Source organism: Streptomyces lancefieldiae, from assembly GCF_031845825.1.
In the GTDB taxonomy this organism is placed as follows: Bacteria; Actinomycetota; Actinomycetes; order Streptomycetales; family Streptomycetaceae; genus Streptomyces; species Streptomyces lancefieldiae.
Window position 1 is genome coordinate 48,848 of record NZ_JAVRFH010000023.1, and the last position, 25,712, is coordinate 74,559.

Here is a 25,712-nt window from a genome sequence, read left to right on the forward strand (position 1 = left end):
ACACCGGTGAACTCCTCGTTACGGGCGCCCCTCCCGCAGAGGGGAGGCAGTCGGGAGCGGGCAGCCGGGAACGGGGCAGAAAAACGGGCCGGTCCGTGGGGGGGGAGACGGACCGGCCCGAGGGGGGGTTTCCACCATAACCCTTTGTAAGTGATGCTGCGTGCATCGGCGTGCCACAACTACTCTCCGGAATCGCCCGGCGACACCCGGATGGCCGTGGAGGCACCCATTCCGCCCTGGATCATGGCCCGAACCCGGCGGATCCACAGGTGAACGGAGTGACTCAAGGGGCGATCCGAAAGACTGGACGCCCCCGGGCGCCGCGCGGCGAACCGCCCTCTCATCCCTCCACCGGGTGACACCACCGGCGAACGCCCGCTTGACCGGGCACCGCACAGCCCCCTCCACTGCACGGTGCCACACGCGCCACTTTGCTCACGCGAATGATCTGGCCCGAATGTACGTGACCGGGCGGCCCGAACTCGACCCGAGCCAGGACAACGATGGATAACGATGTGGACTCCCGGTGAGGATCGTGGGGTGATTCCGCACCGTCTCTCCAGACACGCGAGCATTTGCGAAGGTAGGCCCCTTACGCCCCTGAAGATCCACCACCCCGGGGCCCGGATCCCGCCGCTTGAGCCAGTCCCTGTCCTACCGCTCTCCCCTGACGTCGCCCCATGACAAGGACGGTGCGGATCACTCGGGCGCGTCCGGCGCACGACGGCTCCGCCGACAGTTCCTGGCCATCTCTGCCCGAACAGGCACAGGCCGACGGCATCACCCGCACGGACGTAGGGACCGGGGGAGCGGCCGGCGTGCGCCGCGGGCCTACCGGCGTGGCTTACGGGCGTGGCTTGCGGGCGTCGAAGAGGTGCCGCGTGCTGTGGGCGACGAAGGGGCCGTCGGCCTCGATGCGCTCGTGCAGCTCGCGCAGGCGGGGCCGGTACTCCTCGACGGTGAACCCCGGGACCATCCACACGACCTTGCGCAGGAAGTGGACGACGGCCCCGACGTCGTGGAACTCCATCCGCAACCGCTCCGCCCGCAGGTCCACGACCTCCAGACCGGCCGCCTCGGCATCCGCGCGCTCGCGGTCGGGGTGACGGCGGTTGCGGCTCTCGTCCGGCTGGGGCCCGAGGAAGTACTCGATGAGCTCGAAGACGCTGCCGGGACCGACGTGCTGGGCGAAGTACGTGCCGCCGGGCGCGAGCACGCGGGTGATCTCGTCCCAGTGCGGATCGACCGGGTGCCGGCTCACGACCAGGTCGAAGGCTCCGTCCGCGAAGGGGAAGGGCGCGTCGTCGGGCGAGGCGACCACCGGAACGCCGCGCGGGCTGAGCAGTTCGGTGGCCTTGGCGACGTTGGGCGCCCAGCCCTCGGTGGCGACGACGAGCCGGGGCCGTCGGGGCGTGGTGCCGGCCGCTTCGGCGGCTTCGGCTGCTCCGGCGGCTTCGAGGGCGAAGTCCAGCACCTCACCTCCCCCGGTCTGCACGTCCAGTACGGCGGTGGCGTCGGCCAGCCGACCGGCCATGGACCGCGCGTACCCCCAGGAGGGCCGGGTCTCACTGGCCCGCCCCTCGAACCAGGAGAAGTCCCACCCCTCGGTGGGAACGGAGGCGCCTTCGGCCACGAGGTCGTCGAAGGTACGCGGGTGACGGGGACGTGGTGGTGCCATGGGGACGGATCCGATCAGTGGACGGTCGTGGGGAGCCTTCCTACCGTTGACGCAGGTCGCCGGACAACCGTCTTTACGGCAGCCGTACGACGGGTGAGGGGCACCCGTCGGCCGACAACGGGTCCCGCCGGCCTCGGCGACCGTGTCGGATCCGCTCCGGGACGGATACGTTCGGCGGGACATCGGGCTGTGCGGAGGGGCATCGGTATGGGACGGCGGCGTTGGCGGGACGGGGCGGGGACGCTGGTGGTGGGAGGGGATGTCGGGGGCATTGGCGTCCGCGTTCCGCTGGAGATCGCCGGCTCGTACCCTGCGCGCGCCAGGGGCTTGCTGGGGCGAGACTCCGTCGACGGGGCGATGCTCCTGTCGCCGGCCAACAGCGTGCACACCTTTCGGATGCGGATGCCCATCGACGTGGCCTACCTCGACCGGCGGCTCTCCGTCCTCGCGGTGCGCACCATGCGGCCGGGCAGGCTGGGGCTGCCGCGGATCCGTGCCCGCCATGTACTGGAGGCCGAGGCCGGGGCCATGGCGGGGTGGGGAGTGCGGGTGGGGATGCGGGTGGAGATAGAGGTGGAGGTCGCGGGGGGCTGACCGGAGCGTCAGCCGGAGACGATGTCGAAGTGGGCCGTACCGTCCTCGGCGGGCGCCGCCTGGATCACCACGGCGTCGGGCTGGGGGTTCGGCCTGCCGCGGTCGCCGAGAACGCCGCAGGAGTTGCCGGTGCCGGTGGTGCGGAGCACGGTGACGCACCCCGCCCCCGACCCACGGGCGCTGCCCTTGGTCTGACCACTGCCCGACTTCACCGTGTAAGCGACCTCGTCCGGTCCGACCTCGGTCACGTGCAGCGTCACCACCGCGCCGGAGGGGTCGCGGAAACGGACCGTGACCGGCTCGGACACCAGGAGCTCGCAGTCTCCGTCCGCACAGGCGCCGATGTCCGTCCCGTCCGCCGCCTCCGCCTGCGGGCGCGTGGGCGCGGTGGGGTCGGCGAAGGAGCGGAGCTCGTCCGGGTCGTCGTCGCATCCGGCTGCCGTCGGCAACGTCAGCAGCGCCGCGAGCACGAGACCCGCACCCACGCGTCGCGCCTCCGGCGCCGATGCCTCCGTTGCCATGGCGCTCTCCCTCTCCGGCTCTCCGGACCTCGCCGCCTCGCGCCGGCTTTCGCCGGCTCTCGTCGACCAGCCTTCCAGACCGACTCGGCCACGAAGCCCGACCCGCGTGCCGCACCATGGAGAACAGCAGTTCAGAGCCTCCGGTCAGCTTCCCGAGCGGGGGAAGGAGACCTCGACCCGGCGGTTCTTCTTGCGGCCGGCCTCCGTCGAGTTGTCGGCGATGGGGTACTGCTCGCCGTAGCCGCGGACCTCGTAGGTGATGCCGGCGTCGTTCAGGGTCTGGGCCAGGACGTTGTGCACGGCGTTGGCGCGCTGCTTGGACAGTGCGTCGCCGTGGGCGGAGGAGCCGAGGTTGTCGGTGAAGCCGAAGACGCGGATCCTGGTGGCGTTCTGGGCCCTGATCTCCTCGGCGATTCCCGAGATACGGGACTTCGCCTCGGCGCCGAGCTTCGAGCTGTTCTTGTCGAACAGCACCTCGGCCTGGAGCGCGAGGGTCACGCTCGTGTTGGTGTCCTCACGGCGTTCGTCACCGCTCTGGTCCTCCACGACCGACTTGATGTCCAGCACCTTGGCCTGCGCGAGCGTGGCACCGTCCGGGAGCTTGAGGTCGGGGTCGTTGGGGTCGACCTCCACGGGGGCGGAGGCGGAGGCCCCGGTGCCCGGGGGGTCGTTGGGGTCGTCATCGGCGTTCGCCGTGGTGGTGCCGTAGAGGGTCGTGGCGAGCAGGAAGGTGACCGTGACTGCCAGGCGCGGGGCTGAGGTCATGGTGCCCCTCACCCGGAGATCTCGATGGCGCCGGTCGTGAACATGGGCAGCTGAAGCGTCACCTCGGTCGCATCGGCGGGGGGCGCGGGGAACTGCATGAACACCGGCAGGGTCTCGCCTGCTTTCAGTGCGGGGAAGTTGGTGGTAGTGAGTGGGCGGCCCTCGGTGTCACGCAGCACGTAGTAGCGCTTCTTGCCCTTGGCATCCACCAGAGTGGCCCCGCCGAGAGAGCTGCCGTTCCGGACGATCTCGTTCTCGTTGCCGCTCAACTGAGCGGGAATGTTGACGGTCTTGCTTCCATCATTCTTCAGATCGCCACTGACCGTGATGAAGCCTCCTGCATCACGCTCTGCGGCGGTGACCTTGAGGAACAGGCCGCTGGGCCCCTTCAGTTCGGCCAGCGTCTCCTCCGGATCCCCTTCCTGAGTGTCCGGCTTGGACTCGCTGCTCTTGGACACAGTCGTCGACGCCTCTGGCTTGTCGTCGTCACCTCCACCACCACAACCCACAAGGCCGAAGGCCAGCACGATCGCAACGGGCCCTGCGGTCAATCCCCCGCGGACCCTTGTTGTGAACCGAATGCTCATGACTCCGCTTCCTTCGTCCTCATCGTTTCGTTCGTTTGTCAGCTGTCGGCCAGATGGACATCGAACAGATCCTCGGGTTTCGGTAGGTCCGAGAGGTCTTCCGGGTTCAGGTCCCAGTCCTCGCCACCCTTGCAGGACAGGTTGGGCGGCGCACCATCGTCGGCATCCTCGGCGGGCAGCTTGGGCGAACAGCGGGCTTCGATGACGGCGGTCGCGCTCTCCGTCGCCTTCTGGTCCTCTGTGCCCGGCACGATGGTGTCCCCGACGGTGTCGTTGGTCTCGGCGACGACTGTGTAGCCCAGGAGGCCGTCCGGTTCGCAATCCACGCTCGCGTCATTGCGTGCCGCCAGTTCGTGAGCACGCCAGCACGCACTGGGAACCGGCGCCTTTCCGTCGAAGATGTCCTGCCACGAATCCGGTTCCAGAACGTTCTCGAGCCACTGGTCCGCGAGGCGGTCCCGGGTTTCCAGGGCCGCCGCGAGCGCTGCGGCGTCCGCGGCCGTCTGGGCCTCGCTACGAGTCGCTGCGGCCTGGCCGACCGCGAAGTAGGCGAGCGCGAGGAAGAGCAGGCCCCCCACCACCGTGATGTAGATGGGGAAAGCCTGCCCTGCGTCGCCGTTCCCGCGAAGAGGCATCAACCCCCGGTGACCTCGGTGATCTTGTCCCTGATCGCGTTGTAAATCGTCTGCCCGATGTCCGTCCCCGTGATCGCCAGCACGATCGCCACCACCACCGCGATGATCCCCAGGTACTCCACAGCCGTCTGGCCCTTGTCGTTGCGGGCGGCGATGCGGGTCTGCAGGTGAGCGGCGGCGGTGTGAAGCCAGTTGGTCATGGTGTTCCCCTCCAGGGTGGACGATGCCGCGTTCGTCGTGCGGAACGTACGGCGGGAAGGCCCTCGCGTCCGAGGGTCCAGCCACTTGGTGGCGGCCTCGGAGGTGGGTGGCGGCGATCTGCTGGGTGGCCGTGCGTGAGGTCACGTCGTCCACGATCTCCACCTCCCTTGCGCTCAGTTGGGGTCTCGTCCGGTCGGGAGCACCAGACAACGACTGTCCCACAACGGATTGCAAGTGCGAAAGATATTGCGTGAAAGTAGTCCGACTAGGCCTGCGATCGCTGGTTGTTGACGTCATCGCTTCATGTGCAGTCGCACTCTGGCTGTTTACGCCCTCCCCTTTCCTCGGCTGCGTGCCCGACATGCCGTTCCCCTCCCCTACTCGCCCGTGATGGTGCCGAAGTCGGTCCCCGAGCCCAGGATCAGGCCGGCGCCGAGGAGGATCATCGTGGCCGGGACCATGAACGTCGTGATCATCATCGTGGCCTTGGGAACCGCGCGCGCGGCCTTGCGGCGGGCGTTCTGGGAGTCCGTGCGGCGCATGTCCTTGGCCAGGGACACCAGGGTCTCGACGATGGGGGCGCCCAGTTCCTCACCCTGCTGGAGTGCCGTCACGAACATCGCCACCTGTTCGGAGTCGTTGCGGCGGCGCAGCTCCGCGAAGGCCTGGCGCCGGCTCATGCCGAGGTCCATCTGGCGGAGGGTGATGCGCAGTTCGTCGGCCCAGGGCCCCTCGTAGCGGGTCGCGACGCGGTCCAGGGCCTGGCGGAAGCCGAGGCCCGCGCTCACCACGACCGCCAGGACGTCGAGGAAGTCGGGGAGCGTGCGTTCGATCACGTCCTTGCGGATGCGGATCGCCGACCAGATGCCGACCTCGGTCCAGAAGGCCCCGAAGGCCAGCAGGAGGAGCGCCACCAGGAACTGGCCGCGCAGCAGGAAGACCAGGAAGCCGACCACGCCGAGGAAGCCGTAGACCGCGCGGCGGGCGGCGTAGCGGTCGATGGTCAGGCCGCCGGGGTTGCCTGCCAGGTCGATCCTGCGGCGGTACCTGGCCACCAGGGTCGGGCCCATCAGGCGCAGTACTGCGGGGGCGTACCGCATGCCCATGCGGTCGATGAGGGAGTCGACGGCCCCGGTGCGGGAGGAGCCGACCTCCAGGGCGAGGGCGAGGTCGTCGGGGAGTTTGGCGTCCGCCCGGTACATGCGGATGCCGGCGAACACGCCCCAGACGCTCAGGCCCATCAGCAGGGCGAGCAGCAGTCCCGGTCCCATGTCGGTTCCCCCCTTCAGACGTCGATGCGGGACAGGCGGCGGATGAGGACGAAGCCGACGGCGTAGAGCGCGAAGGCGGTGATCACCGCGGCCTGGCCGGCCGGGGAGCCCGTCATGCGTTCCAGGGCGCCGTCCTTCACCCCGTTCATCAGGAACAACGAGCCGACGCCCAAGGCGGGTACGGCGTACGACGTCATGCTGACCTGGGAGAGCTGGGTGCGGACCTCGCGTCGGGTCTCCTTGCGTTCCTCCAGGGTCTCCGTGAGGTTGCGCAGGGCGCTGACCACCTGGCCGCCCGCTCGGTTGGAGAGGACGAGGGTGGTGACCAGGACGACCAGTTCGCGGGAGGGGAGGCGGTCGGCGAGCTCGCCGAGGGCGTCGTCCATCGAGGCGCCGATCGCCAGCTGGTCGGCCACCTTGCCGAGTTCCTCGCCGGCCGGGGCCTCCAGCTCCTCCGCCGCCATGCCGATCGCGGTGCGCAGGGCGAGGCCGGCCTGGGTGGCGTTGGCGAGGATGCGGGCGAGTTCGGGGAGCTGGTTGATGAACTTCTCGATGCGTTTCTGGCGTTGCCAGTTGAGGAACTGCATCGCCACCCCGATGCCCAGCAGACCGGCGAGCGGGCCGAAGAACGGGGCCAGGGACGTCTGGCCGATCAGCCACAGGCCCGCGACGGTGGCGAGCATGTAGGCGAAGAACTCGCCGGGGGTGACGTCCAGGCCGGTCGCCGACAGCCGCAGTTCGAGCTTCCTGCCGAACTTGGTGCGGCGCAGGCGGCGGTCCAGCTTGCGGAAGCGGCGACTGCGGCCGGCGGGAGCAAGTTGGCCGGCGGCGGAGAGGCGGTCGACCAAGGCCTCGCGCTGGGCCTTGCCCGCGGCGTAGGAGTGCAGGCCGATGACCGCCAGGGCGCAGGTCAGCAGCGTGATGCCGGTGGTGAGCGTGACGAGCGTTTCCAGTTCCATCGGGCGGTTCCTACCTGGTCTCCATCGGGCGGTTCGGGCGGTTCCTACCTGGCTTCTCGGGTGGCGAGCTGGTCCGCGGTGTGGGCCACGCCGAAGGCCTGCGGGATGGGCTGGCTCGCCATGTAGAGGCGGTCGGCGGTGCGGCGCGGCAGGGGGTGGTACTCGAACGCGCCGTGGATACGGCCGTCGGTGGACATCGGCTGGGCGTGGAAGCGGGCGACCGTGGCCAGGCGGTACGGCTCGCCGCCGTGGCTGGCCAGCAGGGCGATCTCGGTGATGCGCCGGGCGCCGTCGGCGAACCGGGTGAGCTGGACGATGACGTCGACGGAGCTGTTGATCTGGTCGTGCAGGGCCACGAAGGGGATCTCCACGTCCGACATGGAGGCCAGCGTCTGGAGCCGCATCAGGGCGTCCTCGGCGCTGTTGGCGTGCACGGTCGCCAGGGAGCCGTCGTGGCCGGTCGACATGGCCTGGAGCATGTCCAGGGACTCGCCGCCGCGGACCTCACCGACGACGATGCGGTCGGGACGCATCCGCAGCGAGTTGCGGACCAGGTCGCGGATCGTCACCCTGCCCTTGCCCTCGACGTTCGGGGGGCGCGCCTCCAGGCGGATGACGTGCGCCTGCTGGAGCTGGAGTTCCGCCGAGTCCTCGATGGTGATGATGCGCTCGGTCTCGGGGATCAGGCCGGACAGGGCGTTGAGGAGGGTGGTCTTCCCGGTGCCCGTCGCGCCCGAGACGATGATGTTGAAGCGCGCCTGCACCAGCCCGGCCAGCAGGTACAGCATGTGCTCGTCGAGCGAGCCGAGGCCGATCAGCTCCTGGAGGGTGAAGGAGCGCGGGAAGCGGCGGATGGTGAGCGTGGCGCCGGTCAGCGACAGCGGCGGGATGATGACGTTGACGCGCTCGCCGGAGGGGAGGCGGGCGTCGACCATCGGGTTCGACTCGTCCACGCGGCGGTTGACCGTCGAGACGATGCGCTCGATGGTCTGCATGAGCTGGTCGTCGGAGGCGAAGCGGAGGGGGAGCTGTTCCACGCGGCCGCCGCGCTCGACGAAGATGGCGTCGGGGCCGTTGACCATGATCTCCGTGATCGAGGCGTCCTCCAGCAGGGGCTCCAGGATGCCGAGGCCGAGGGCCTCGTCCACGACCCGGCGGATCAGCTGGGACCGCTCGACCGTCGACAGGACCGGTCCCTCACGGCTGATGATGTGCCCGAGGACCCGCTCCAGGCGGGCGCGGCGTTCGGCCGGCGCCAGTGAGCTCATCTCCGCGAGGTCGATCTCCTCCAGGAGCTTGGCCCGGTAGGAGGCGACCAGGTGTCCGTCCTCGCCCCGGCTGCCGGGCTCCTCGGGAGTGTGGATGCGTGCGCGCAGGCTCATGCGTCCGGTGCTCCTTGCTCCTCGTTCACGACGTCACTCCCCCGCCCGGTGGTCGAGGGGCATCGTGGCGGTCTTCCGGGCGGGGTCGAAGTCCCAGCCGGGGACGATGGAGGGGATGTCGACGGTGGCGGTGACGGTGACCTCGTCGCCCCCTTCGGCGGCCCCGCATGTGGTCCCGTCGGCCAGCCAGTCGCTGACCGCGGCCGCGCACGCCTCCTGCGCGCTGCGCTGGAGCGAGGCCCCGCGCGCGCCGGCGCGGGCGGCGGTGCCGGCCTGCTGGGCGGTGTACGCGATCAGGCCGAGCTGTACGGCGGCCATGGCGACGATGATCAGGATCGGGAGGAACCCGAGGTACTCGACGGCCACCTGGCCCCGGTCCCTCGCGCCGGCGCGGACGGAGTACGGCGTGCGCACGGAGTACGGCATCTCAGTCGTCCTCCTCCTCGACGGCCCCCGCGTGCCCGTGCACGGTGAACGGGAAGCCGACCGTGCCCGGGAAGAGGATGGGCACCCGGAGCCGCACGTCGGCGGTGACGTAACCGCCCGCGGTGCCGCAGTCCACGCCGGCGCCCCCCTCCCACGCGCCCGGCAGCTTGTCGCGGCCCGCGTCCTGGCAGGCGCCCTGCCGCGCCCCCCGGTCGGCCGCCGTCGCCGCCCGTACCGCCTCGTCCGCAGCATTACCCGCGAGCGTGTACGTGTATCCCACGAGGACCAGTTGCCACAGCACCACCAGCGTGACGATGATCGTCGGGGTCATGCCGAGGAACTCGATGGTGACCTGACCGCGGTCCCGGTCCGGGTCCCGGCCCGCTGCCCGCACCCGACCGCGTGCGGCGCTCATCCCGCCCCGTCCTTCCCGCCGTCCTTCCCGCCGTCCCTCCGGCGCCGGAAGCCCACCGACCCCCGGTCGCCGCGGGACCGGCCGCCCTTGCGGTCGTGCCCTGGCGCCTTGGCCAGCCCCAGTTCGCCGGCGAGGGCCCACAGGGCCTGCTTCACCGTGCTCCTGCCGTCCAGTTCGTGGAGGCGGCCGGAGTCCACGGATCCCTGGAGTTCCTTGAAGTTGGCGGGGACGGCGGTGCCCGCGACCAGCGTGCCGGTGATCTTCCGGATCAGCGGCGGCTGGATCTCCGTACCCCGCGTGTGCCGGTTGACCACCACGGTCGTCTCCTCCGCCTTGCGGATCTGCAGCCGCTCCCACATCCGCACGGCCCGCTTGGCGCCCCGTACGGCGACCACGTCCGGGGTGGTGACCAGCAGCGCCGTGTCGGCCATCTCCACGGCCGCCGCGCCGGCCCCGCCGAGCTGGGCGCCGCAGTCGATGACGACGACCTGGTAGCGGGCGCGCAGGGCGCTGACGATCTGCCGGGCGGCGCGGTCGGTGACCTCCTCCCCGCGTTCGCCCTCGCCGGGGGCGAGCAGCAGGGCGAGGCCGCTGTCGTGGCGGAAGACGGCGTCGGCCAGGACGCGCGGGGAGATGTCGGTGATGGCGGCCAGGTCGGCCACGGAGCGGCGGAACTGGACGTCCAGGAAGGAGGCGACGTCGCCGGCCTGGAGGTCCATGTCGACCAGCGCCGTGGCGCGGCCCGACGCCTGTGCCGCGAGCGCCAGTTGGATGGCGGTCAGCGTCGCGCCCACGCCGCCCTTCGCGCCGCTGACCGTGACCACGGTGCCGCCGGCGCCGGCGAACACGTCGCCGCCGCTGCCGAGGTGCCGGCGTACGCCCACCGACCACTGGGCCACCGCCTGGACCCGGCTGGCGAGTTCCTCGTAGCCGAGCGGCAGGCCGACCAGGCCGCGGGCGCCGTGGTCCATGGCGGCCTGGAAAAGGCCCGGGGCGGGGTCGGAGGTGACGAGGATGACGCCGACGGCCGGGAAGCGGAGGGCGACCTCGCGGATCAGCTCCAGGGCGGGTACGGGGCCGATGCGTTCGTGGACGACGACGACCTCGGGCAGTTCGTCGACGCTCTCGGCGGCCAGCCGGGCGAGGGTGTCGACGAGCTGGGTGGAGTCGACGACCGGGGCCACCGGTTCGGCGTCCGGGAGCTGGCTGAGCAGGGTCGTGATGGACCGTACGGCGTCCGCGTCGCCGACCGCCGGGAGGATCCTCGTGGGCATACGGGCTCTCACTTGTCCTTCGCGAGTTCGTACGTCCGGTCCTTGTCCGGGACCGTGGTGCCGCTGCCGGGCGCCACCAGCGCGAGCCGGACCCGCTGGGCGAACGACTCGGCGTAGGTGATGCGCTGGGCGTCGATGGTGGACAGTGCGAAGGTGATGGGGACGGCGTCGGTGGGTTCCCGGTCGCGGCTGTTCTCGTCGGGCTTCAGGGAGGTGAGGTCGCCGACGTCGATGACTTTCGCGTTGGTTACGATGATCTTGGACTGAGCGGGGTCACCCTCACGCTCTCCCTCGAAGGTGGCATACACGTTGACGGTGGAACCCGGCGTGATCTTGCCGGCCACACCGGTCGCCGCGTCGATCATGATGGCGACCTCCTGCTGCCCGGGCTGCAGGGCGGGCTGGTCGACGATCATGTCGCTCTGCAGCACCGAGCCCTTCTTCAGCGTCGTCACGGCGATCTTGCCGCGAACCTGGGCGAGGTCGGTGACGGCGTTCTCCGACAGCCAGCGCTCGGGCATCTCGATCTTCTCGAACTGCGTCGCGCCGAGGGGCGTGTAGGGCTGCACATCGGCTTTGAGCCGGTACGCGGTGACCTCGGGGCCGACCTTGGACTGCACGTCGTTGATGACGAACAGCACGCCGGCGAAGGCACCGAGGGCGCAGAGGACCGACAGGATCAGCAGGATGATGCCGCGGCGCTGACGGGAGTTCATGTGCCGTGCAACCTCATTGGGGGAATCGGTCGAACCGGAACGGACGTCGGGCGGGCTGAGCGGTACGAGCGGCGCGGTACGGACCTACCCGGTGAGGGCTCGTCTCTCACGGCGACGACCGAGGGCGGGGTCCCGGCGGTGGCCGGGAGGGGCGTCCCGGTGGGCGTCGCGCTGGGCGTCGTGGGCCGGTGGTGTCGCGGAGCAGAACACGCAGCGGTCGCCGATGACCTCGATGCCGCACCAGTGACACGTGCTCTGCCGCACCGACGTGACCAGTTGGTAGAGGACCGAGAGGTCGGGCAGGTAGGCGCAGAACTCGGTCAGTCGTCCGGTCCCCCACCAGCCCGGCGACTCGGCGGGCAGCGGTGTCTCGCGCAGTCCCTGCACGTGCCAGGAAGGGGCGAGGGTGCCGGTGACCCAGTCGGACGGGAACTGGCCCTTGGCGACCAGCAGCCAGGTGCCGAACTCGGGGCCGTCGAGGGCCGCTTCCGGCCCGATCCTCACCAGCTGGGGCACGGGGTGGGCCACGACGCCGAACTGGCTGCCGGGCATCCAGGACTTGGCGTGCGACTTGAGGCCCACGGGGACGTGGTCGAGCCGGGCGACGGAACCCAGCAGCGCGCCGGAGTGGATGTAGTGGGTGAGCAGCCGGCCCGCGGAGGCGAGGACGCCGGGGCTGAGGTCGCAGGAGGCCAGCTGGCGCAGTTGGCGGGCGAGTACGGCGAGGCCGAGCGGGGGCAGGGGTGGCCGGAACAGGGCGATCCGGTCGGTCTCCAGGAGGGAACGGATGGTGTGCAGCCGTCGTTCCACTTCCGGGGAGACGGCCTGGGAGCACACCACGATGACATGCCCGTGCTGGTCGACCAGTGACTGCAGGTCGGCCAGCGACTGCTCCAGGGGGCGCCGGTCGACGTCCTGGAGCACGACCGCGGGCAGCGTCCGTTCGTCCTGTGGCGGCAGTGCCAGGTCGGCACTGGTCACGGCAATGGCAGTTGGCACGCGCGGCTCCCCGTCTCCCCATGCCCGTGGGTCTGACCGGTGTTACTCCGGCCCACCCGGATGACTTCACTGCGTGACTACCTGAGCACTGTATCCACGCGTCTGTGACCGGAGAACAGCGTTTCTGTAGCTCTGGAACAACTTGTGGGGCACAAGGTGCTGCAAACCGGGGCAGGTTGAGCATTTTCCCACCGCTCGCCGGGACTTCCGGGGGCCGTCTCAGGGGGCGCCAAGTCCGGTCCGCGGCGGCGAACTTGGTCCGGACCTACCTCTTGACACCCTCAATTGGTCTGGACCACCTTGTATCCCAACGGTGGCCACCGTCCCCCCGCCCCTCCCCTCCCCACTCCCACTCCCCACTCCCCACTCCCCACCGGAGGCTCCAGTGGACCCCGTACGCACTCGGCGCAGACGACGGCTCGGCACCTGGTCGGGCGCCGTCACCGCCGCCCTGGCCCTCACGGTCACGGCCGTCGGGCAGGCGTCCGCCGCGGACGTCAACAACGCCAGGAACGCCGGCTTCGAGTCCGGTCTGAGCAACTGGACGTGTTCCGCGAGCAGCGGCGCGACCGTCTCCTCCCCGGTACACGCCGGCTCCGCCGCGCTGAAGGCGACGCCGGGCGGGCAGGACAACGCCCGGTGCGCCCAGACGGTCAAGGTGAAGCCCAACTCGACGTACACGCTGAGCGCCTGGGTCCAGGGCGGCTACTCCTACCTGGGCGTGACGGGCACGGGCACGACGGACGTGTCGACCTGGACCCCGGACTCGGCCTCCTGGAAGCAGCTGGCGACGAGCTTCACCACCGGCTCCTCGACGTCCTCGGTGACGGTGTACACCCACGGCTGGTACGGGCAGTCGGCCTACTACGTCGACGACCTGTCCGTCTTCGGCCCCGACGGAGGCGGCGGCGACGGCGAGCCGGAGCCCACGGTCCCGGCCGCCCCGGCCGGCCTGAAGGTCTCCGGTACGACGTCCTCCTCGGCGACGCTCGCCTGGAACGCGGTGTCGGGCGCCACCGGCTACTCCCTCTACCGCGACGGCACGAAGGTGACGGCGGTGACCGGCACGTCGGCCACGGTGACCGGCCTCGCGGCCTCGACGTCTTACTCCTTCCAGGTCACGGCGACGAACGCGGCCGGTGAGTCGGCGAAGTCGGCGGCGGTGACGGCCCGTACGGCGGCGCCGGGCGACGGCGGGGGCGGCGACCTGCCCAAGCACGCGGTGACCGGTTACTGGCAGAACTTCAACAACGGGGCGACGGTCCAGAAGATCTCGGACGTACCCTCCCAGTACGACATCATCGCGGTGGCGTTCGCCGACGCGACCACGACGCCGGGCGCGGTGACCTTCAACCTCGACTCGGCCGGGCTCGGCGGGTACACCGTCGACCAGTTCAAGGCGGACGTCCGCGCGAAGCAGGCCGCCGGCAAGAAGGTCATCATCTCGGTGGGCGGCGAGAAGGGCACCGTCTCGGTGAACGACTCGGCCTCCGCGACCAACTTCGCGAACTCGGTGTACTCCGTCATGCAGGACTACGGCTTCGACGGCGTCGACATCGACCTGGAGAACGGCCTCAACGCGACCTACATGACGCAGGCCCTGCGCGCCCTGTCGGCGAAGGCGGGTCCGGACATGATCCTGACGATGGCGCCGCAGACCATCGACATGCAGTCGACGTCGGGTTCGTACTTCCGGACGGCGCTGAACGTGAAGGACATCCTCACGGTCGTCAACATGCAGTACTACAACAGCGGTTCGATGCTGGGCTGCGACGGCAAGGTCTACAGCCAGGGTTCCGTGGACTTCCTGACCGCGCTGGCCTGCATCCAGCTGGAGGGCGGCCTCGACCCCTCCCAGGTCGGCCTCGGCCTCCCGGCCTCCACGCGCGCGGCCGGCGGCGGCTACGTCTCCCCGTCGGTGGTCAACGCCGCCCTGGACTGCCTCACCAAGGCGACGAACTGCGGCTCCTTCAAGCCGTCGAAGACGTACCCCGACCTGCGGGGCGCGATGACCTGGTCCACCAACTGGGACGCGACGGCGGGCAACGGCTGGTCGGGCGCGGTCGGACCGCACGTGCACGCGCTGCCGTAACGGCGAGGGCACAACGGGGAGGCCCTCCGTACGCGCGGGCGCGTGCGGAGGGCCTCCCTCTGGAAGTGACCACTCAGCCGTGCGCCCGGAACCTCTGTTGCAGGGCGGCCAGGCGCTCGGACAGTGCCTGCATGCGTTGGTGAACGACGCCCACCGTACTGACGCAGTCCTTGATGAGAGCGGTCTTGTCCTCGTCGGGCAAGTTCCCCCCTCGCCACCTCTCGAACGCGGCGAAGCGGCCTCGCAGGTACTGCTCGACCTCCCCTACCGCTTCCCTCACCTGTTCGGCGCCGCTCAGGAATTCTTCTTCCGTGTCGACCATCATGCGGTCCGGACGTTCCTTGATCTGCCTGATCTCCCCGTCCACGGCCGCATACGCACTCGACACGTAGGCCAACAGGTCGACGACCTGCTTGTGGACACGCCCCACGTTGGGTACTTCGCGCGACGCGTACGGCTTGTCCATGTCGTACGCCACACCGAAGTTCTGCCCGATGTCCATGACTTCGTGCAGCGTGTGGTACGCGAATTCAGTCGTGTGGTCGAAATTGACGCGCCAGAAGGAGAAGATCCCCCAGGCGACCGCGGCGATCTCCTCCGTCGACGCACCACTGTGTTTCGCCAGCTTGAACATACGGGCCGCCGTGTAGGACTGGCCCGCCCAGACGGGAAGGTTCCTTTCGCGGGCCAGCTTCGTGGTGGGCGAATCCTCGTTGCGCGTCGAAGGCTGGTGTGCCTTCACCTTGCCCGGAGGATTCTTCAGCGTCATCTGACCGCGGTCACTCTCTTGGTGCAGGTCGGTCAGTCGCTCACCGTTGGGACCGAATCCCGTGGTGCTCTGGGAATCCACCTTGTCGATCTCGGCGACGAACCTCTTCCCCTGGGTATTGGGGGTGTGATGCGAGTGACCGAAATACTCACTCAGGTCGTGAAGGCCGATCATCTTGTCCCGGAACGAGAACTTCTCCGGGTTCTTCATCAACTCGAGGAGGCCACCTTGCTGAATCAGCTGTGACTTCAGCGGGGTGCCGTCGAACTTCGGATTGAACGCGAAGTGCGAGAGGTACGCGCCGACAGGGGCGTTCGACTTCCTCGGGTCCGGGAACGGCTTACCCTGGGCGTCGAGGAGGAGATTTCCCTGTTTGTCGGTCGCCAGATCCTGCAGATTCGGATCGGACAGGCCGGTAGTGAGCTCGTGATCCATTTTCCGCATCATCTCATCGGTGAATTCTTCACCCATGGAACGATCCTGCATCTCACGGCGGGACATGTCGTAGATACGCTTCAACAGAACGTTCAAGAACACATCGACGTGCCCTTCTTGCTGGACCTGCTTCGCGACCTCCTTCTCTTGCTTCCTGTTCTCCTTGGCGTAGACCCAGCCCATGAGATTCAGGGCAAGCTCTCGGTAGTCGTTCACCTTGATGTCATGGTTCTTGGCGCCGAAATCCGGATGGGCACCGACCTTGCCCTTCAGGACGGGGTGCTCGCCCTTGTAACCGATCGGGGCCACGATGGCCTTCTTGAGCTGCCAGATGATTCTTTCGCTCTCATTGAGGAACTTTTCCCTCTGGTCCTCCGGCAACTCCTTGTGGATCGCCTCGCTCAACCGGGTGATCGCCTGATGCGACAGCGCCTCCAGGACCTCGCCGTGCTCTTCCTCCGGCAGCCCGGCTGTCTGTTTCCTGTACTCACCGGTGTAGTCCTTCTGGTCGACCAGGAGGGCGCGCTGCACCGGGACCGCGCCACCGCTTCTCCCCCCGGACCGACCAGCCGTTCGGGGCGCGTCGGGCGCATGCCGCTGCACCGCCATGGCCCGTCCGACCGCGGTGTTCCCGGCGAGCCCCTGCAGGGCCATCATGTCCGGGGCCGGGAGGCCCGCGAGTCGCTGAAGGTCCCCCGCACCCGGCCGCCTCGCCGGAGCCCGCCCCGTGGGCTGTCCGGTCTCCTCCCCGCGCCGACGCCCCGGGCCGGGTGCGTACTCGTGCATCGTGACAGTCCTCCGTTGAGCGGGTGCGTGGGTATACGCACCTCCTGCATAGCGGACCGGACACACAGGGGGAAGAGCCGCCAGGGCCGTCCTGTCTGCCCCTACGGACAGCCTCCTCCGCCACGGGCCGGCGGCCCGCTCGGCTCAGAAGAACTCCGACCACGGCTGGTCCCAGACCTGCTTCACGCACAGGACGAGGAAGAGCAGGCCGGCGATGCCCAGCATGCCGTTGCTCAGCCAGCCGTTGCGCCATTCGGCGGGCGTGCGGGCGGAGTTCAGGAGCCAGACCAGGGTCAGGGCGAGGAAGGGCATGAAGGCCGCGCCCAGCACGCCGTAGATGATGACCAGCCGGAAGGGCTGGCCCTGGAAGAGCAGGACGATCGGCGGGAAGGTCAGCCAGAGCAGGTAGAGGCGGAACGGCCAGGAGCGCTCGCGTTCGCCGGAGGCGACCTTCTCCCCCGTCGCCGCCGTGCCGGCCCGCAGCCGGGCCACGAAGTCGGCGAACATCAGGCTGACGCCGTGCCAGACGCCGATGAGGGAGGTGAAGGAGGTGGCGAAGAAGCCGATCAGGAAGAACTTCGCCGTCGCCGTGCCGTACTCCTCCTCCAGGATGTCACCGAGCTGGACCAGGCCCTTGTCGCCGCCGGCGATGGCGATGTTCGCGCTGTGCAGCAGCTCCGCGCCGACGAAGAGCATGGCGACGACGAAGACGCCGGTGGTGATGTAGGCGACCCGGTTGTCCAGGCGCATCACCTTCATCCAGCCGGTGTCCGTCCAGCCCTTGGCGTTGACCCAGTAGCCGTACGCGGCCAGCGTGATCGTGCCGCCCACGCCGCCGATCAGGCCGAGGGTGTTGAGGACGGAGTCCTTCTCGTCGGGGAGGACCGGGAGGAGGCCGGCGAACGCGTCGGCCAGGTTGGGGGTGACGCGGATCGCGAGGTAGACGGTCACCACGAACATGATGCCGACCAGGACGGTCATGACCTTCTCGAAGACCGCGTACTTGTTGAACCAGACGAAGACCAGGCCGACCACCCCGCAGGCCACGCCCCACCACTTGAGGTCCATCACGTCCGGGAAGAGCGCCTGGAGCGGGAGCGCGCTGGACGACATGGCCGCCGCGCCGTAGACGAAGCCCCAGACGACGACGTAGACGGCGAAGAACCACGTCGTCCAGCGGCCGAGGCTCGCCCAGCCCTCGAAGAGCGTGCGGCCGGTGGACAGGTGCCACCGGCCCCACGCCTCGGCGAGGGAGATCTTCACCAGGCACCCGAGGACCGCCGCCCACAGCAGCGTGTAGCCGAAGTTGCTGCCCGCGATGAGGGTGGCCACGAGATCACCGGCGCCCACACCGGTCGCCGCGACGACGATGCCCGGCCCGATGTAGCGCCAACTGGACTTGCGGGGCGCCGCGTCGGCCGCGTCGGGTGTGCCGGTGTCCGTGATGTTGCCCGTGGTGTCCGCCATGGGGGTCAACCAAGCCCATGGCCGCCGGTGGGGCAAGAGGGCGTGCGCATGTTCACGCGATGTGGTTACTCGGCGTCGGCCCTGTCACCCGCACCGACCTTCTCGGCCTGCGCCTCGTCCCGCACGTCTTCCTGCCCCTCGTCCCGTGGCGCGTCCTTCGTGCCGTCGTCCTCGAAGTACGCGTCCAGGACCTCGTCCAGGGCGGATTCCCACTCCTTGAAGCGGCTCCTGGACGTCGCCTCGATCTCGATCGGGTACCAGCGGCGGTCGGGCGTGTGCACCGTGACGGTGAACCGCTTGCCGAAGCGTCCCGTCTCCGTCTCGACGGCCCCGACCTCGTCCCAGCGGAACTCGCAGGCCTGGTCGTCGAGGGACAGGCGTACGCCCTTGTGGTCGGCGACGATCCGGGCGCGGCGGTCGGCCGCCTCGAACACCGGGCCGTCGGGGGCCTCCTCGTCCGGTTCCCCGGCGGACTCCTCGGCCGAGTCCCCGGCGGACTCCTCGGCCGAGTCCCCGGCGGACTCCTCGGCCGAGTCCCCGGCGGGCTCCTCGGCGGACGTGTCCCCGACAGTGGTCCGCTCCGCGTCGCGGACATCCCCGGTCCCGGTCTCCGACTCCGTCTCCGCGTCGGCCTCCACCTCCGTCTTCGCCGGTCTCACGTCCTCCGGCTCACCGGGCACGGGCGTGAGCCCGGGGATGAAGGCCGGGTCGAATCCGGCGCCTTCCAGGGGCTGGCTGGTCGATCCTCTGCGCTGCTCCACAGCGGGCAGTATGGTCGACGGACCTGTGCCGGACACAGCCAGCCCCAACTTCGTTATCAGATGCCTACACGCGTCCTACACGAACAGGCTCAGCACCGCCGCCACCGCGAACCCGGCGACCGACAGCACGCTTTCCAGGACGGTCCACGTCTTCAGCGTGTCCCGTTCGCTGATGCCGAAGTACTTGGCGACCATCCAGAAGCCGCCGTCGTTGACGTGCGAGGCGAAGATCGAGCCCGCCGAGATGGCCATGATGACCAGGGCGACGAAGGCCTGGGAGTGGTCGCCCTCGGCGAGCAGCGGGGCCACGATGCCCGCCGTCGTCACGATGGCCACCGTCGCCGAGCCCTGGGCGACCCGCAGCACCAGGGAGATCAGGTAGGCGAGGACGATCACCGGCAGGCCGACGTCGTTGAAGGTGTCGGAGAGGGCCTGGGCGACGCCGCTGCCCTTGAGGACGGCGCCGAAGACCCCGCCCGCGCCGACGACCAGCAGGATGTTGCCGACCGGCTTCAGCGAGGCCGTCGAGACCGTCTCCAGGGACTTGCGGGACCAGCCGCGCCGGATGCCGAGCAGGTAGTAGGCGAGGAACAGGGCGATGGTCAGGGCCACGAACGGGTTGCCGAAGAACTCGATCACCGAGCGGGCGGTGGAGGGGTCCAGGGCGATGGAGGAGAAGGTCGCGGCGAGGATCAGGACCAGCGGGGTGCCGATGATGCCGATGACGGTGCCGAGCGCGACCGGGCTCTCGTGCGGCGCGACGCCGGCCTTGCGCTGCTCGTCGACGACGGCCTGCTTGGCCTCCTGGGCCGCCTCGACCATGTCCTGCGGCACGGGCACGAAGATGCGGCGGCCGATCCAGGCGGAGAACGCCCAGGCGGCGAGCACGGCGGGGATGCCGCAGACGACGCCCATGAGGATCACCCAGCCGAGGTCCACGTGCAGCAGTCCGGCGGCGGCCACCGGGCCGGGGTGCGGCGGCAGGAAGGCGTGGGTCATGGACAGGCCGGCCAGCAGGGGCAGGCAGTAGAGCAGGACCGACTTGCCGGAGCGCTTGGCGGCGGCGTAGACGATGGGCGCGAGGACGAAGATGCCGACGTCGAAGAAGACCGGGATGCCGAAGATCAGGCCGGTGAGGCCCATGGCGAGGGGGGCGCGCTTCTCGCCGAAGAGGCCGAGCAGGCGGGAGGCCAGGACCTCCGCTCCGCCGCTGACTTCGAGGATGGCGCCGAGCATGGTGCCCAAGCCGATGATGATGGCGACGTGGCCGAGGATGCCGCCCATGCCGGACTCGATGGTGGAGACGGCGTCGGACTTCTGGACGGTGCCGAAGAGTTCGGTGACCGACAGGCCGGCGAGCAGGCCGACGGCTATGGAGACGGCGAGCAGCGCGACGAACGGCTGGAGCCGCACCTTGATGATCAGGAAGAGCAGGAGCGCGATGCCGATCGCGGCGACGGTCAGCAGGCCCGCCGTGCCGTCGATCAGAGCGAGCAGGCCACCGGTGTGCGGTGGGGTCTCGGAGGCGGCGAGCTGGAGGGGCACATAGGACATTCGGGGGTCCTCTGGGTAAACACATGCGGCTTTCGGGCAGGGAGGAGCGCGGCACGGCGCCCCGGGGGTGGAGGGCGCCGTGCCGTTCACAGACAGGCGGGGGAGGAAGGACGTCAGCCGAGGACGGCCAGTGCGTCGATCTCGATGAGGAGTCCGGCGGGCAGACCGACGTAGACGGTCGTGCGCGCGGCGGGCGGCTGGGTGAGGCCCTGCTCCTCGAAGTAGGCGTTGTAGATCTCGTTCATCTCGGCGAAGTGGTCCACGTCGGTGAGGTAGACGCGGATCATCATCACGTCGTCCCAGGAGGCGCCGCCCTCCTCCAGGATCGCCTTGACGTTGGCGAGGGTCTGGAGGGTCTGCTCGCGCAGGGTCGGGCCGGCCGGGGTGGGGGCCTTGCCCTCCTCGTGGGGGAGGAAGCCGACCTGGCCGGCGACCTGGAGGATGTTGCCCTTCCTGACGCCGTGGGAGAACTTCGCCGGGGGGACGGTGTGGGTCGCGGGGGTGAGGGCGGTCTTCTCGGTCTTGTCGGTCATACCGTGTCCTTCTCGGGGTGGTGCTCGGGGTCGTGCACGGGGGTCCTGCCGGAGTACTCGCCGCTGATGGCGTCCGCCGTACGGCGCACCAGCGGGAGCAGGGTGAGGAGTTCTTCGGCGGTGACGACGACGTTCGGCGCGGAGACCGACATCGCGGCGACCACGCGGCCGTCGGCGCCCCGGATGGGCGCGGCGACGCAGTTGATGGACTCCTCGTGGCCACCGAGGTCGGTGGCCCAGCCCTGTTCGCGCACCTTGGCCAGCTCCTTGAGGAAGCCGTCGGCGTGGGGTGTGGAACGGGCCGTGTAGAGGGGGTAGTCGAGCTTCTCGACCACGGCCCGGCGCTCGTTCTCGGGGAGGTCGGCGAGCAGCAGCTTGGCGACGGCCGCGACGGTGATGGCGACGGGCTTGCCGATCCGGGAGTACATGCGGACCGGGTAGCGGCTCTCCACCTTGTCGATGTAGAGGACCTCGTCCTCCTCGTAGACGGCGAGGTGGACGGTGTGGCCGCACCGCTCGTTGAGGCGTACGAGGTGGGGGTGGGCGATCTCGCGGACGTCGAGGTTCTCCATCGCCTCCTGGGCGAGGGCGATGAGCCGGGCGCCGAGGCGGTAGCGCTGGTCGGACTGGCGGTAGACGAAGCCGTGTTCGTGCAGGGTGCGCAGCAGGCGCAGGGCCGTGGACTTGTGCACGCCGAGCCGGTCGGCGACGCGGCCCAGGTCGGCGGGGCCCTCGGCGAGCAGCGGCAGGATGCTGAGCGCGCGGTCGACGGTCTGGCTCATGGTGTGCGTACCTCCTCCTCGGCCCTCGCGTCGGCCTGTGTCCAGCCGGGGCCGAGTCGAAGTGTCCCCCACGCCGCGTCGTCGAGGGCGGCCAGGCGGTCGGCGTGGTGCCGGGCGGGGGGCGCGGCGAGGTCGCCGGGGACGGTGAGGGCGGCGGCGGCCGTCAGGTGGCCGTGGCGCAGGCGCTCGCGCACGGGCAGTCCGCGCAGGGTGGCGGAGAGGAAACCGGCGGCGAAGGCGTCGCCCGCGCCGACGGCGGCGACGACGTCGACGCGCAGGGCGGGGACGGAGGTGACGTGCTCCCCGTGGAAGGCGGTGGCCCCGGCCGCGCCCTGCTTGACGACGAGCAGTTCGGGCTCGGGCAGCGCGGCGCGGACGGCTTCCGGACCGCCCATGTCCCAGGCCTCGTCCTCGCCGACGAACACGAGGTCGGCGCCGCGGGCCAGCTCCAGCAGCACCGCCGGGCCGTCGCCGTCCCGCCACAGTCCGGGGCGGTGGTTGACGTCGAAGGAGACCAGGGGCCGGCCGGGGGCGCGGGCGGTCAGCGCGCGCATCAGGTCCAGGCAGTCGGCGGAGAGCGCGGGCGTGATGCCGGAGAGGTGGAGGACGCGTCCGGAGCGGATCGCGTCGAGGTCCATGGTGCGGACGGACATCGCGGAGGCGGCGGAGCCCGCCCGGTAGTACGCGACCTCGTGGTCGTCGGTGGCGCGGTCCCCGGCGGTGCGGAAGTAGACGCCGGTGGGGCGGTCGGGGTCGCGGCGCACGGCGGAGACGTCGACCCCGTAGGCGCCGACGGCCTCGACGAGGTGGTCGCCGAAGCCGTCCGCGCCGACGCGGCTGATCCAGCGGGTGGTGTGTCCGGCGGCGGCGAGCACGCAGGCCACGTTGGACTCGGCGCCGCCGATGGCGCGGTCGAAGGAGGGTACGTCGGCGAGGCGGCCGGGGCGGGAGGGCAGGAACGTGACCATGGACTCGCCGAGCGCGACGACGTCCACGACGTCGGGGGTGGTGCTGCGGGGTCCGTCGACGGTCACGATGGTCATGGCTCCTGGTCGCGTCTCGCGGGCGGCGGCTCCGTTGACCCCGCGTTCGCCGAGATGTTAGACAGCAGTAAGCGATATACGCAACGGTCGTTGCAGGTGTTGCAACGCATCAGATCAGGGAGGCTCCATGGCCCTCGACATCGGCCCTGCACACGGCCGCGAAGCCCTCGCCAAGCTGGCCGAGGAGCAGGTCGACCACCGCTTCAAGGGCCTCCCGCCGGACGCGCACGGCCTGACCGTCGCCGAACTGGCCGACCAGCGCCGCAACCTCTTCACCGGCGGTTTCACCACCCCGGTGCTGGCCCTGTCCGCCGAGCGCCTGGAGCACAACCTGAGGCTCATGGAGACGTACTCCGCCCGGCACGGCCTCGCCTTCGCGCCGCACGGCAAGACCTCCATGGCCCCGCAGCTCTTCCACCGCCAGATCGAGCACGGCGCCTGGGGCATCACCCTCGCCGTGCCGCACCAGGTGCGGGTGGCGCGGGCCTTCGGCGTCCAGCGGGTCTTCCTGGCCAACGAGCTGGTCGACGCCGCCGCCCTGCGCCGGCTCTCCGCCGAACTGGACGCCGACCCGGACTTCCGCTTCGTCTGCTACGTCGACTCGGTGCGCGGGGCCGGGCTGATGGACGCGGCCCTGACACAGGCGGGCGCCACCCGCCCGGTGGACGTCGTGGTGGAGCTGGCCGCCGGTGAGGGCGCGCGGACCGGGGTGCGTACGGAGGAGGAGTGCGCGGCGGTCGCGGACGCGGTGGCCGGGGCGCGGTCGCTGCGGCTGGTCGGTGTCGCCGGGTACGAGGGCGAGGTGCCGGACGCCGACCCCGAGAAGGTGCACGCCTGGCTGCGGCGGCTGGTCGCGCTCGCCGTCGACTTCGACAAGGCGGGGCGGTTCGCGGCGGCCGGGCTCGACGAGATCGTGGTGAGCGCGGGCGGCAGCGCCTGGTTCGACGCGGTCGCCGACGTGTTCGCCGGGATCCCCGCGCTGTCCCTGCCCGTGCTGAAGCTGCTGCGCTCGGGCGCCTACGTCTCCCATGACGACGGCCACTACCGCGAGCTGACCCCCTTCAACCGGGTCCCCGAGGAGGGCGCCCTGGAGCCCGCCTTCCGCCTGTGGAGCCAGGTCGTCTCCCGCCCCTCCCCCGAGCAGGCCTTCACCAACGCGGGCAAGCGGGACGCGGCCTACGACCTCCACCTGCCCTTCGCCCAGGTCGTGCGCCGCGACGGTGTCGAGCGCCCGGCCACCGGCATCGAGGTGACCGGCCTGTCCGACCAGCACGCCTGGCTGCGCACGACCGGGGAGGCGGACCTGGAGGTGGGCGACTGGCTCGGGACGGGTCTGTCGCACCCCTGCACGTCCTTCGACAAGTGGCAGCTCATCCCGCTCGCCGAGGCGGACGGGACGGTCGTCGACTACATCCGCACCTTCTTCTAGAGGAGCCGGGCATGGAAGAGCTGGTCATCAGGGACGCGGACGTCGTCGACGGCTCCGGCGCCGACGCGTACCGCGCCGACGTCGTCGTCGACGGCGGGCGGATCGTGTCGATCGTCAAGGAGGCGGCGGCAGCGGGCTGCCAGCGCCCCCGGGCCCGCCGTGAACTGGACGCCGAGGGCCTGGTCCTGGCCCCCGGCTTCATCGACATGCACGCCCACAGCGACCTGGCGCTGCTCAGGGACCCCGACCACAGCGCCAAGGCCGCGCAGGGCGTCACCCTGGAGGTCATCGGCCAGGACGGGCTGTCGTACGCGCCGGTCGACGACCGCACCCTCGGCGAGGTCCGCCGCGCGATCGCCGGGTGGAACGGCCCCGGCGACGACATCGACTTCGACTGGCGGTCGGTCGGCGAGTACCTCGACCGGCTCGACCGGGGCATCGCCGTGAACGCCGCGTACCTGATCCCGCAGGGCACGGTGCGCGCCCTCGCGGTCGGCTGGGACGACCGGGAGGCGACCGAGGCCGAGCTGGAGCACATGCGGCGACTGGTCGCCGAGGGCCTGGAGCAGGGTGCCGTCGGCATGTCGTCCGGGCTGACGTACACGCCGGGCATGTACGCCAAGGACGCGGAGCTGACCGAGCTGTGCCGGGTGGTGGCCGGGTACGGCGGCTACTACTGCCCGCACCACCGCTCGTACGGGGCCGGCGCTCTCGAGGCGTACGAGGAGATGGTGGCGCTGACCCGCGAGGCGGGCTGTCCGCTCCACCTCGCCCACGCCACCATGAACTTCGGCGTCAACAAGGGCCGGGCGCCCGAGCTGCTGACGCTGCTGGACGACGCGCTGGCGGCCGGCGCCGACATCACGCTCGACACCTACCCGTACACCCCCGGCTGCACCACCCTCGTGGCGCTGCTGCCGAGCTGGGCGAACGAGGGCGGCCCGGAGCAGGTCCTCAAGCGGCTGGCGGACGACGACACCGCCGAGCGCGTCCGGCACCACCTGGAGGAGATCGGCTCCGACGGCTGCCACGGCGTGCCCGTGGAGTGGGAGACGATCGAGATCTCCGGCACGGGCGACCCGGCCCTCGGGGAGTACGTCGGCCGTACGGTCCTGGAGTCGGCTCGGCTGCGCGGCGAGAGTCCGTGGACGGTCGCCCGCCGCCTGCTGCTGGCCGACCGGCTGGCGCCGACCATCCTCCAGCACGTCGGCCACGAGGAGAACGTGCGCGCGATCATGCGGCACCGCGTCCACACCGGCGGCTCGGACGGCATCCTCCAGGGCAGCAAGCCGCACCCGCGCGCCTACGGCACCTTCCCGCACTACCTGGGCCACTACGTGCGCGAACTGGGCGTGCTGTCGCTGGAGGAGTGCGTCGCCCACCTCACCTCCCGCCCGGCGGCCCGGCTGCGGCTGCCCGACCGCGGGCTGGTCCGCGAGGGGTACCGGGCCGACCTGGTGCTCTTCGACCCGGCGACGGTCGCGGCGGGCAGCACCTACGAGGAGCCGCGCCGGCTGCCGACGGGCGTGCCGTACGTGCTGGTCGACGGGCAGTTCGTGATGGCTGACGGACGGCGGACGGACGTACTGGCGGGGCGGTCGGTGCGGCGCGGCCCGCGCTGACCCCTCCCGCGGTCCC

25 protein-coding genes are annotated in these 25,712 nt (G+C 70.5%); 4 read left to right on the forward strand and 21 right to left on the reverse strand.

Annotated elements, in window-relative coordinates; translation table 11 throughout:
* Positions 1-844: 844 nt before the first annotated feature.
* The gene (locus tag RM812_RS22275; protein WP_311574995.1) at positions 845-1,678 is read right to left on the reverse strand and encodes a methyltransferase domain-containing protein; all 834 of its coding nucleotides are present in this window, start codon (positions 1,676-1,678) and stop codon (positions 845-847) included.
* Between the two features lie 207 nt (positions 1,679-1,885).
* Here RM812_RS22275 and RM812_RS22280 point away from each other — a divergent pair, with 207 nt between their 5' ends.
* Positions 1,886-2,272 (forward strand): DUF192 domain-containing protein, encoded by a 387-nt coding sequence (locus tag RM812_RS22280; RefSeq protein WP_311574996.1) that lies wholly within the window; start codon positions 1,886-1,888, stop codon positions 2,270-2,272.
* An 8-nt stretch (positions 2,273-2,280) separates the two neighbouring features.
* On the opposite strand, the gene RM812_RS22285 is transcribed toward RM812_RS22280, so the two are convergent.
* The 13 genes from RM812_RS22285 to RM812_RS22345 all read right to left on the reverse strand — a co-directional run bounded on the left by RM812_RS22285 (position 2,281) and on the right by RM812_RS22345 (position 12,423).
* Positions 2,281-2,793 carry a hypothetical protein gene (locus tag RM812_RS22285; RefSeq protein ID WP_311574997.1) on the reverse strand — a complete coding sequence of 171 codons (513 nt, stop codon included), beginning with the start codon at positions 2,791-2,793 and terminating at the stop codon, positions 2,281-2,283.
* Between the two features lie 144 nt (positions 2,794-2,937).
* Positions 2,938-3,558 (reverse strand): OmpA family protein, encoded by a 621-nt coding sequence (locus tag RM812_RS22290; protein ID WP_311574998.1) that lies wholly within the window; start codon positions 3,556-3,558, stop codon positions 2,938-2,940.
* An 8-nt stretch (positions 3,559-3,566) separates the two neighbouring features.
* On the reverse strand, positions 3,567-4,145 hold the full coding sequence (locus RM812_RS22295) for a hypothetical protein (RefSeq protein WP_311574999.1): 579 nt from the start codon (positions 4,143-4,145) through the stop codon (positions 3,567-3,569).
* A gap of 38 nt (positions 4,146-4,183) precedes the next feature.
* Positions 4,184-4,780: a pilus assembly protein TadG-related protein gene (locus RM812_RS22300; protein ID WP_311575000.1), complete on the reverse strand. Its 597-nt coding sequence runs from the start codon at positions 4,778-4,780 to the stop codon at positions 4,184-4,186.
* Positions 4,780-4,980, reverse strand: coding sequence for a Flp family type IVb pilin (locus RM812_RS22305; RefSeq protein WP_311575001.1), 201 nt, complete (start codon positions 4,978-4,980; stop codon positions 4,780-4,782). The genes RM812_RS22300 and RM812_RS22305 overlap by 1 nt, the downstream gene beginning before the upstream one ends.
* Positions 4,981-5,358: 378 nt before the next feature.
* Complete coding sequence (locus tag RM812_RS22310) at positions 5,359-6,252, reverse strand: DUF5936 domain-containing protein (RefSeq protein WP_311575002.1); 894 nt, start codon at positions 6,250-6,252, stop codon at positions 5,359-5,361.
* A gap of 14 nt (positions 6,253-6,266) precedes the next feature.
* A complete protein-coding gene (locus RM812_RS22315) occupies positions 6,267-7,211 on the reverse strand; it encodes a type II secretion system F family protein (RefSeq protein WP_311575003.1) in 945 nt (314 codons plus the stop codon).
* A 44-nt stretch (positions 7,212-7,255) separates the two neighbouring features.
* Entirely contained in the window at positions 7,256-8,593 is a 1,338-nt protein-coding gene (locus RM812_RS22320; protein WP_311575004.1) for a CpaF family protein, read from the reverse strand.
* A 33-nt stretch (positions 8,594-8,626) separates the two neighbouring features.
* Complete coding sequence (locus RM812_RS22325) at positions 8,627-9,019, reverse strand: TadE/TadG family type IV pilus assembly protein (RefSeq protein WP_311575005.1); 393 nt, start codon at positions 9,017-9,019, stop codon at positions 8,627-8,629.
* Position 9,020: 1 nt separating this feature from the next.
* Positions 9,021-9,434, reverse strand: a complete 414-nt coding sequence (locus tag RM812_RS22330; protein ID WP_311575006.1) for a TadE/TadG family type IV pilus assembly protein — start codon at positions 9,432-9,434, stop codon at positions 9,021-9,023.
* Positions 9,431-10,708, reverse strand: coding sequence for an AAA family ATPase (locus RM812_RS22335; RefSeq protein WP_311575007.1), 1,278 nt, complete (start codon positions 10,706-10,708; stop codon positions 9,431-9,433). The genes RM812_RS22330 and RM812_RS22335 overlap by 4 nt, the downstream gene beginning before the upstream one ends.
* Before the next feature lie 8 nt (positions 10,709-10,716).
* Positions 10,717-11,424, reverse strand: coding sequence for a Flp pilus assembly protein CpaB (gene cpaB / locus RM812_RS22340; protein WP_311575008.1), 708 nt, complete (start codon positions 11,422-11,424; stop codon positions 10,717-10,719).
* Positions 11,425-11,508: 84 nt separating this feature from the next.
* A complete protein-coding gene (locus RM812_RS22345; protein WP_311575009.1) occupies positions 11,509-12,423 on the reverse strand; it encodes a hypothetical protein in 915 nt (304 codons plus the stop codon).
* A gap of 385 nt (positions 12,424-12,808) precedes the next feature.
* On the opposite strand from RM812_RS22345, the gene RM812_RS22350 reads away from it, so the two are divergent.
* Positions 12,809-14,515: a chitinase gene (locus tag RM812_RS22350; protein WP_311575010.1), complete on the forward strand. Its 1,707-nt coding sequence runs from the start codon at positions 12,809-12,811 to the stop codon at positions 14,513-14,515.
* A 73-nt stretch (positions 14,516-14,588) separates the two neighbouring features.
* On the opposite strand, the gene RM812_RS22355 is transcribed toward RM812_RS22350, so the two are convergent.
* From RM812_RS22355 to RM812_RS22385, 7 genes are all read right to left on the reverse strand, one after another.
* Entirely contained in the window at positions 14,589-16,505 is a 1,917-nt protein-coding gene (locus tag RM812_RS22355) for a hypothetical protein (RefSeq protein WP_311575011.1), read from the reverse strand.
* A 144-nt stretch (positions 16,506-16,649) separates the two neighbouring features.
* Positions 16,650-17,972, reverse strand: coding sequence for an Nramp family divalent metal transporter (locus RM812_RS22360; RefSeq protein WP_311575012.1), 1,323 nt, complete (start codon positions 17,970-17,972; stop codon positions 16,650-16,652).
* Positions 17,973-18,037: 65 nt separating this feature from the next.
* Positions 18,038-18,733: a hypothetical protein gene (locus RM812_RS22365; protein ID WP_311575013.1), complete on the reverse strand. Its 696-nt coding sequence runs from the start codon at positions 18,731-18,733 to the stop codon at positions 18,038-18,040.
* A gap of 75 nt (positions 18,734-18,808) precedes the next feature.
* Positions 18,809-20,287 (reverse strand): GntP family permease, encoded by a 1,479-nt coding sequence (locus tag RM812_RS22370; protein WP_311575014.1) that lies wholly within the window; start codon positions 20,285-20,287, stop codon positions 18,809-18,811.
* Positions 20,288-20,400: 113 nt separating this feature from the next.
* Positions 20,401-20,820: a RidA family protein gene (locus tag RM812_RS22375; RefSeq protein WP_189228921.1), complete on the reverse strand. Its 420-nt coding sequence runs from the start codon at positions 20,818-20,820 to the stop codon at positions 20,401-20,403.
* Entirely contained in the window at positions 20,817-21,602 is a 786-nt protein-coding gene (locus tag RM812_RS22380) for an IclR family transcriptional regulator (RefSeq protein ID WP_311575015.1), read from the reverse strand. Before RM812_RS22380 ends, RM812_RS22375 begins: the two co-directional genes overlap by 4 nt.
* Positions 21,599-22,645: a sugar kinase gene (locus RM812_RS22385; RefSeq protein ID WP_311575016.1), complete on the reverse strand. Its 1,047-nt coding sequence runs from the start codon at positions 22,643-22,645 to the stop codon at positions 21,599-21,601. The genes RM812_RS22380 and RM812_RS22385 overlap by 4 nt, the downstream gene beginning before the upstream one ends.
* A gap of 127 nt (positions 22,646-22,772) precedes the next feature.
* Here RM812_RS22385 and RM812_RS22390 point away from each other — a divergent pair, with 127 nt between their 5' ends.
* Both RM812_RS22390 and RM812_RS22395 read left to right on the forward strand, forming a co-directional pair.
* Positions 22,773-24,074, forward strand: coding sequence for an amino acid deaminase (locus RM812_RS22390; RefSeq protein ID WP_311575017.1), 1,302 nt, complete (start codon positions 22,773-22,775; stop codon positions 24,072-24,074).
* A gap of 11 nt (positions 24,075-24,085) precedes the next feature.
* Complete coding sequence (locus RM812_RS22395; RefSeq protein WP_311575018.1) at positions 24,086-25,696, forward strand: N-acyl-D-amino-acid deacylase family protein; 1,611 nt, start codon at positions 24,086-24,088, stop codon at positions 25,694-25,696.
* The last annotated feature ends 16 nt before the right edge of the window (positions 25,697-25,712 follow it).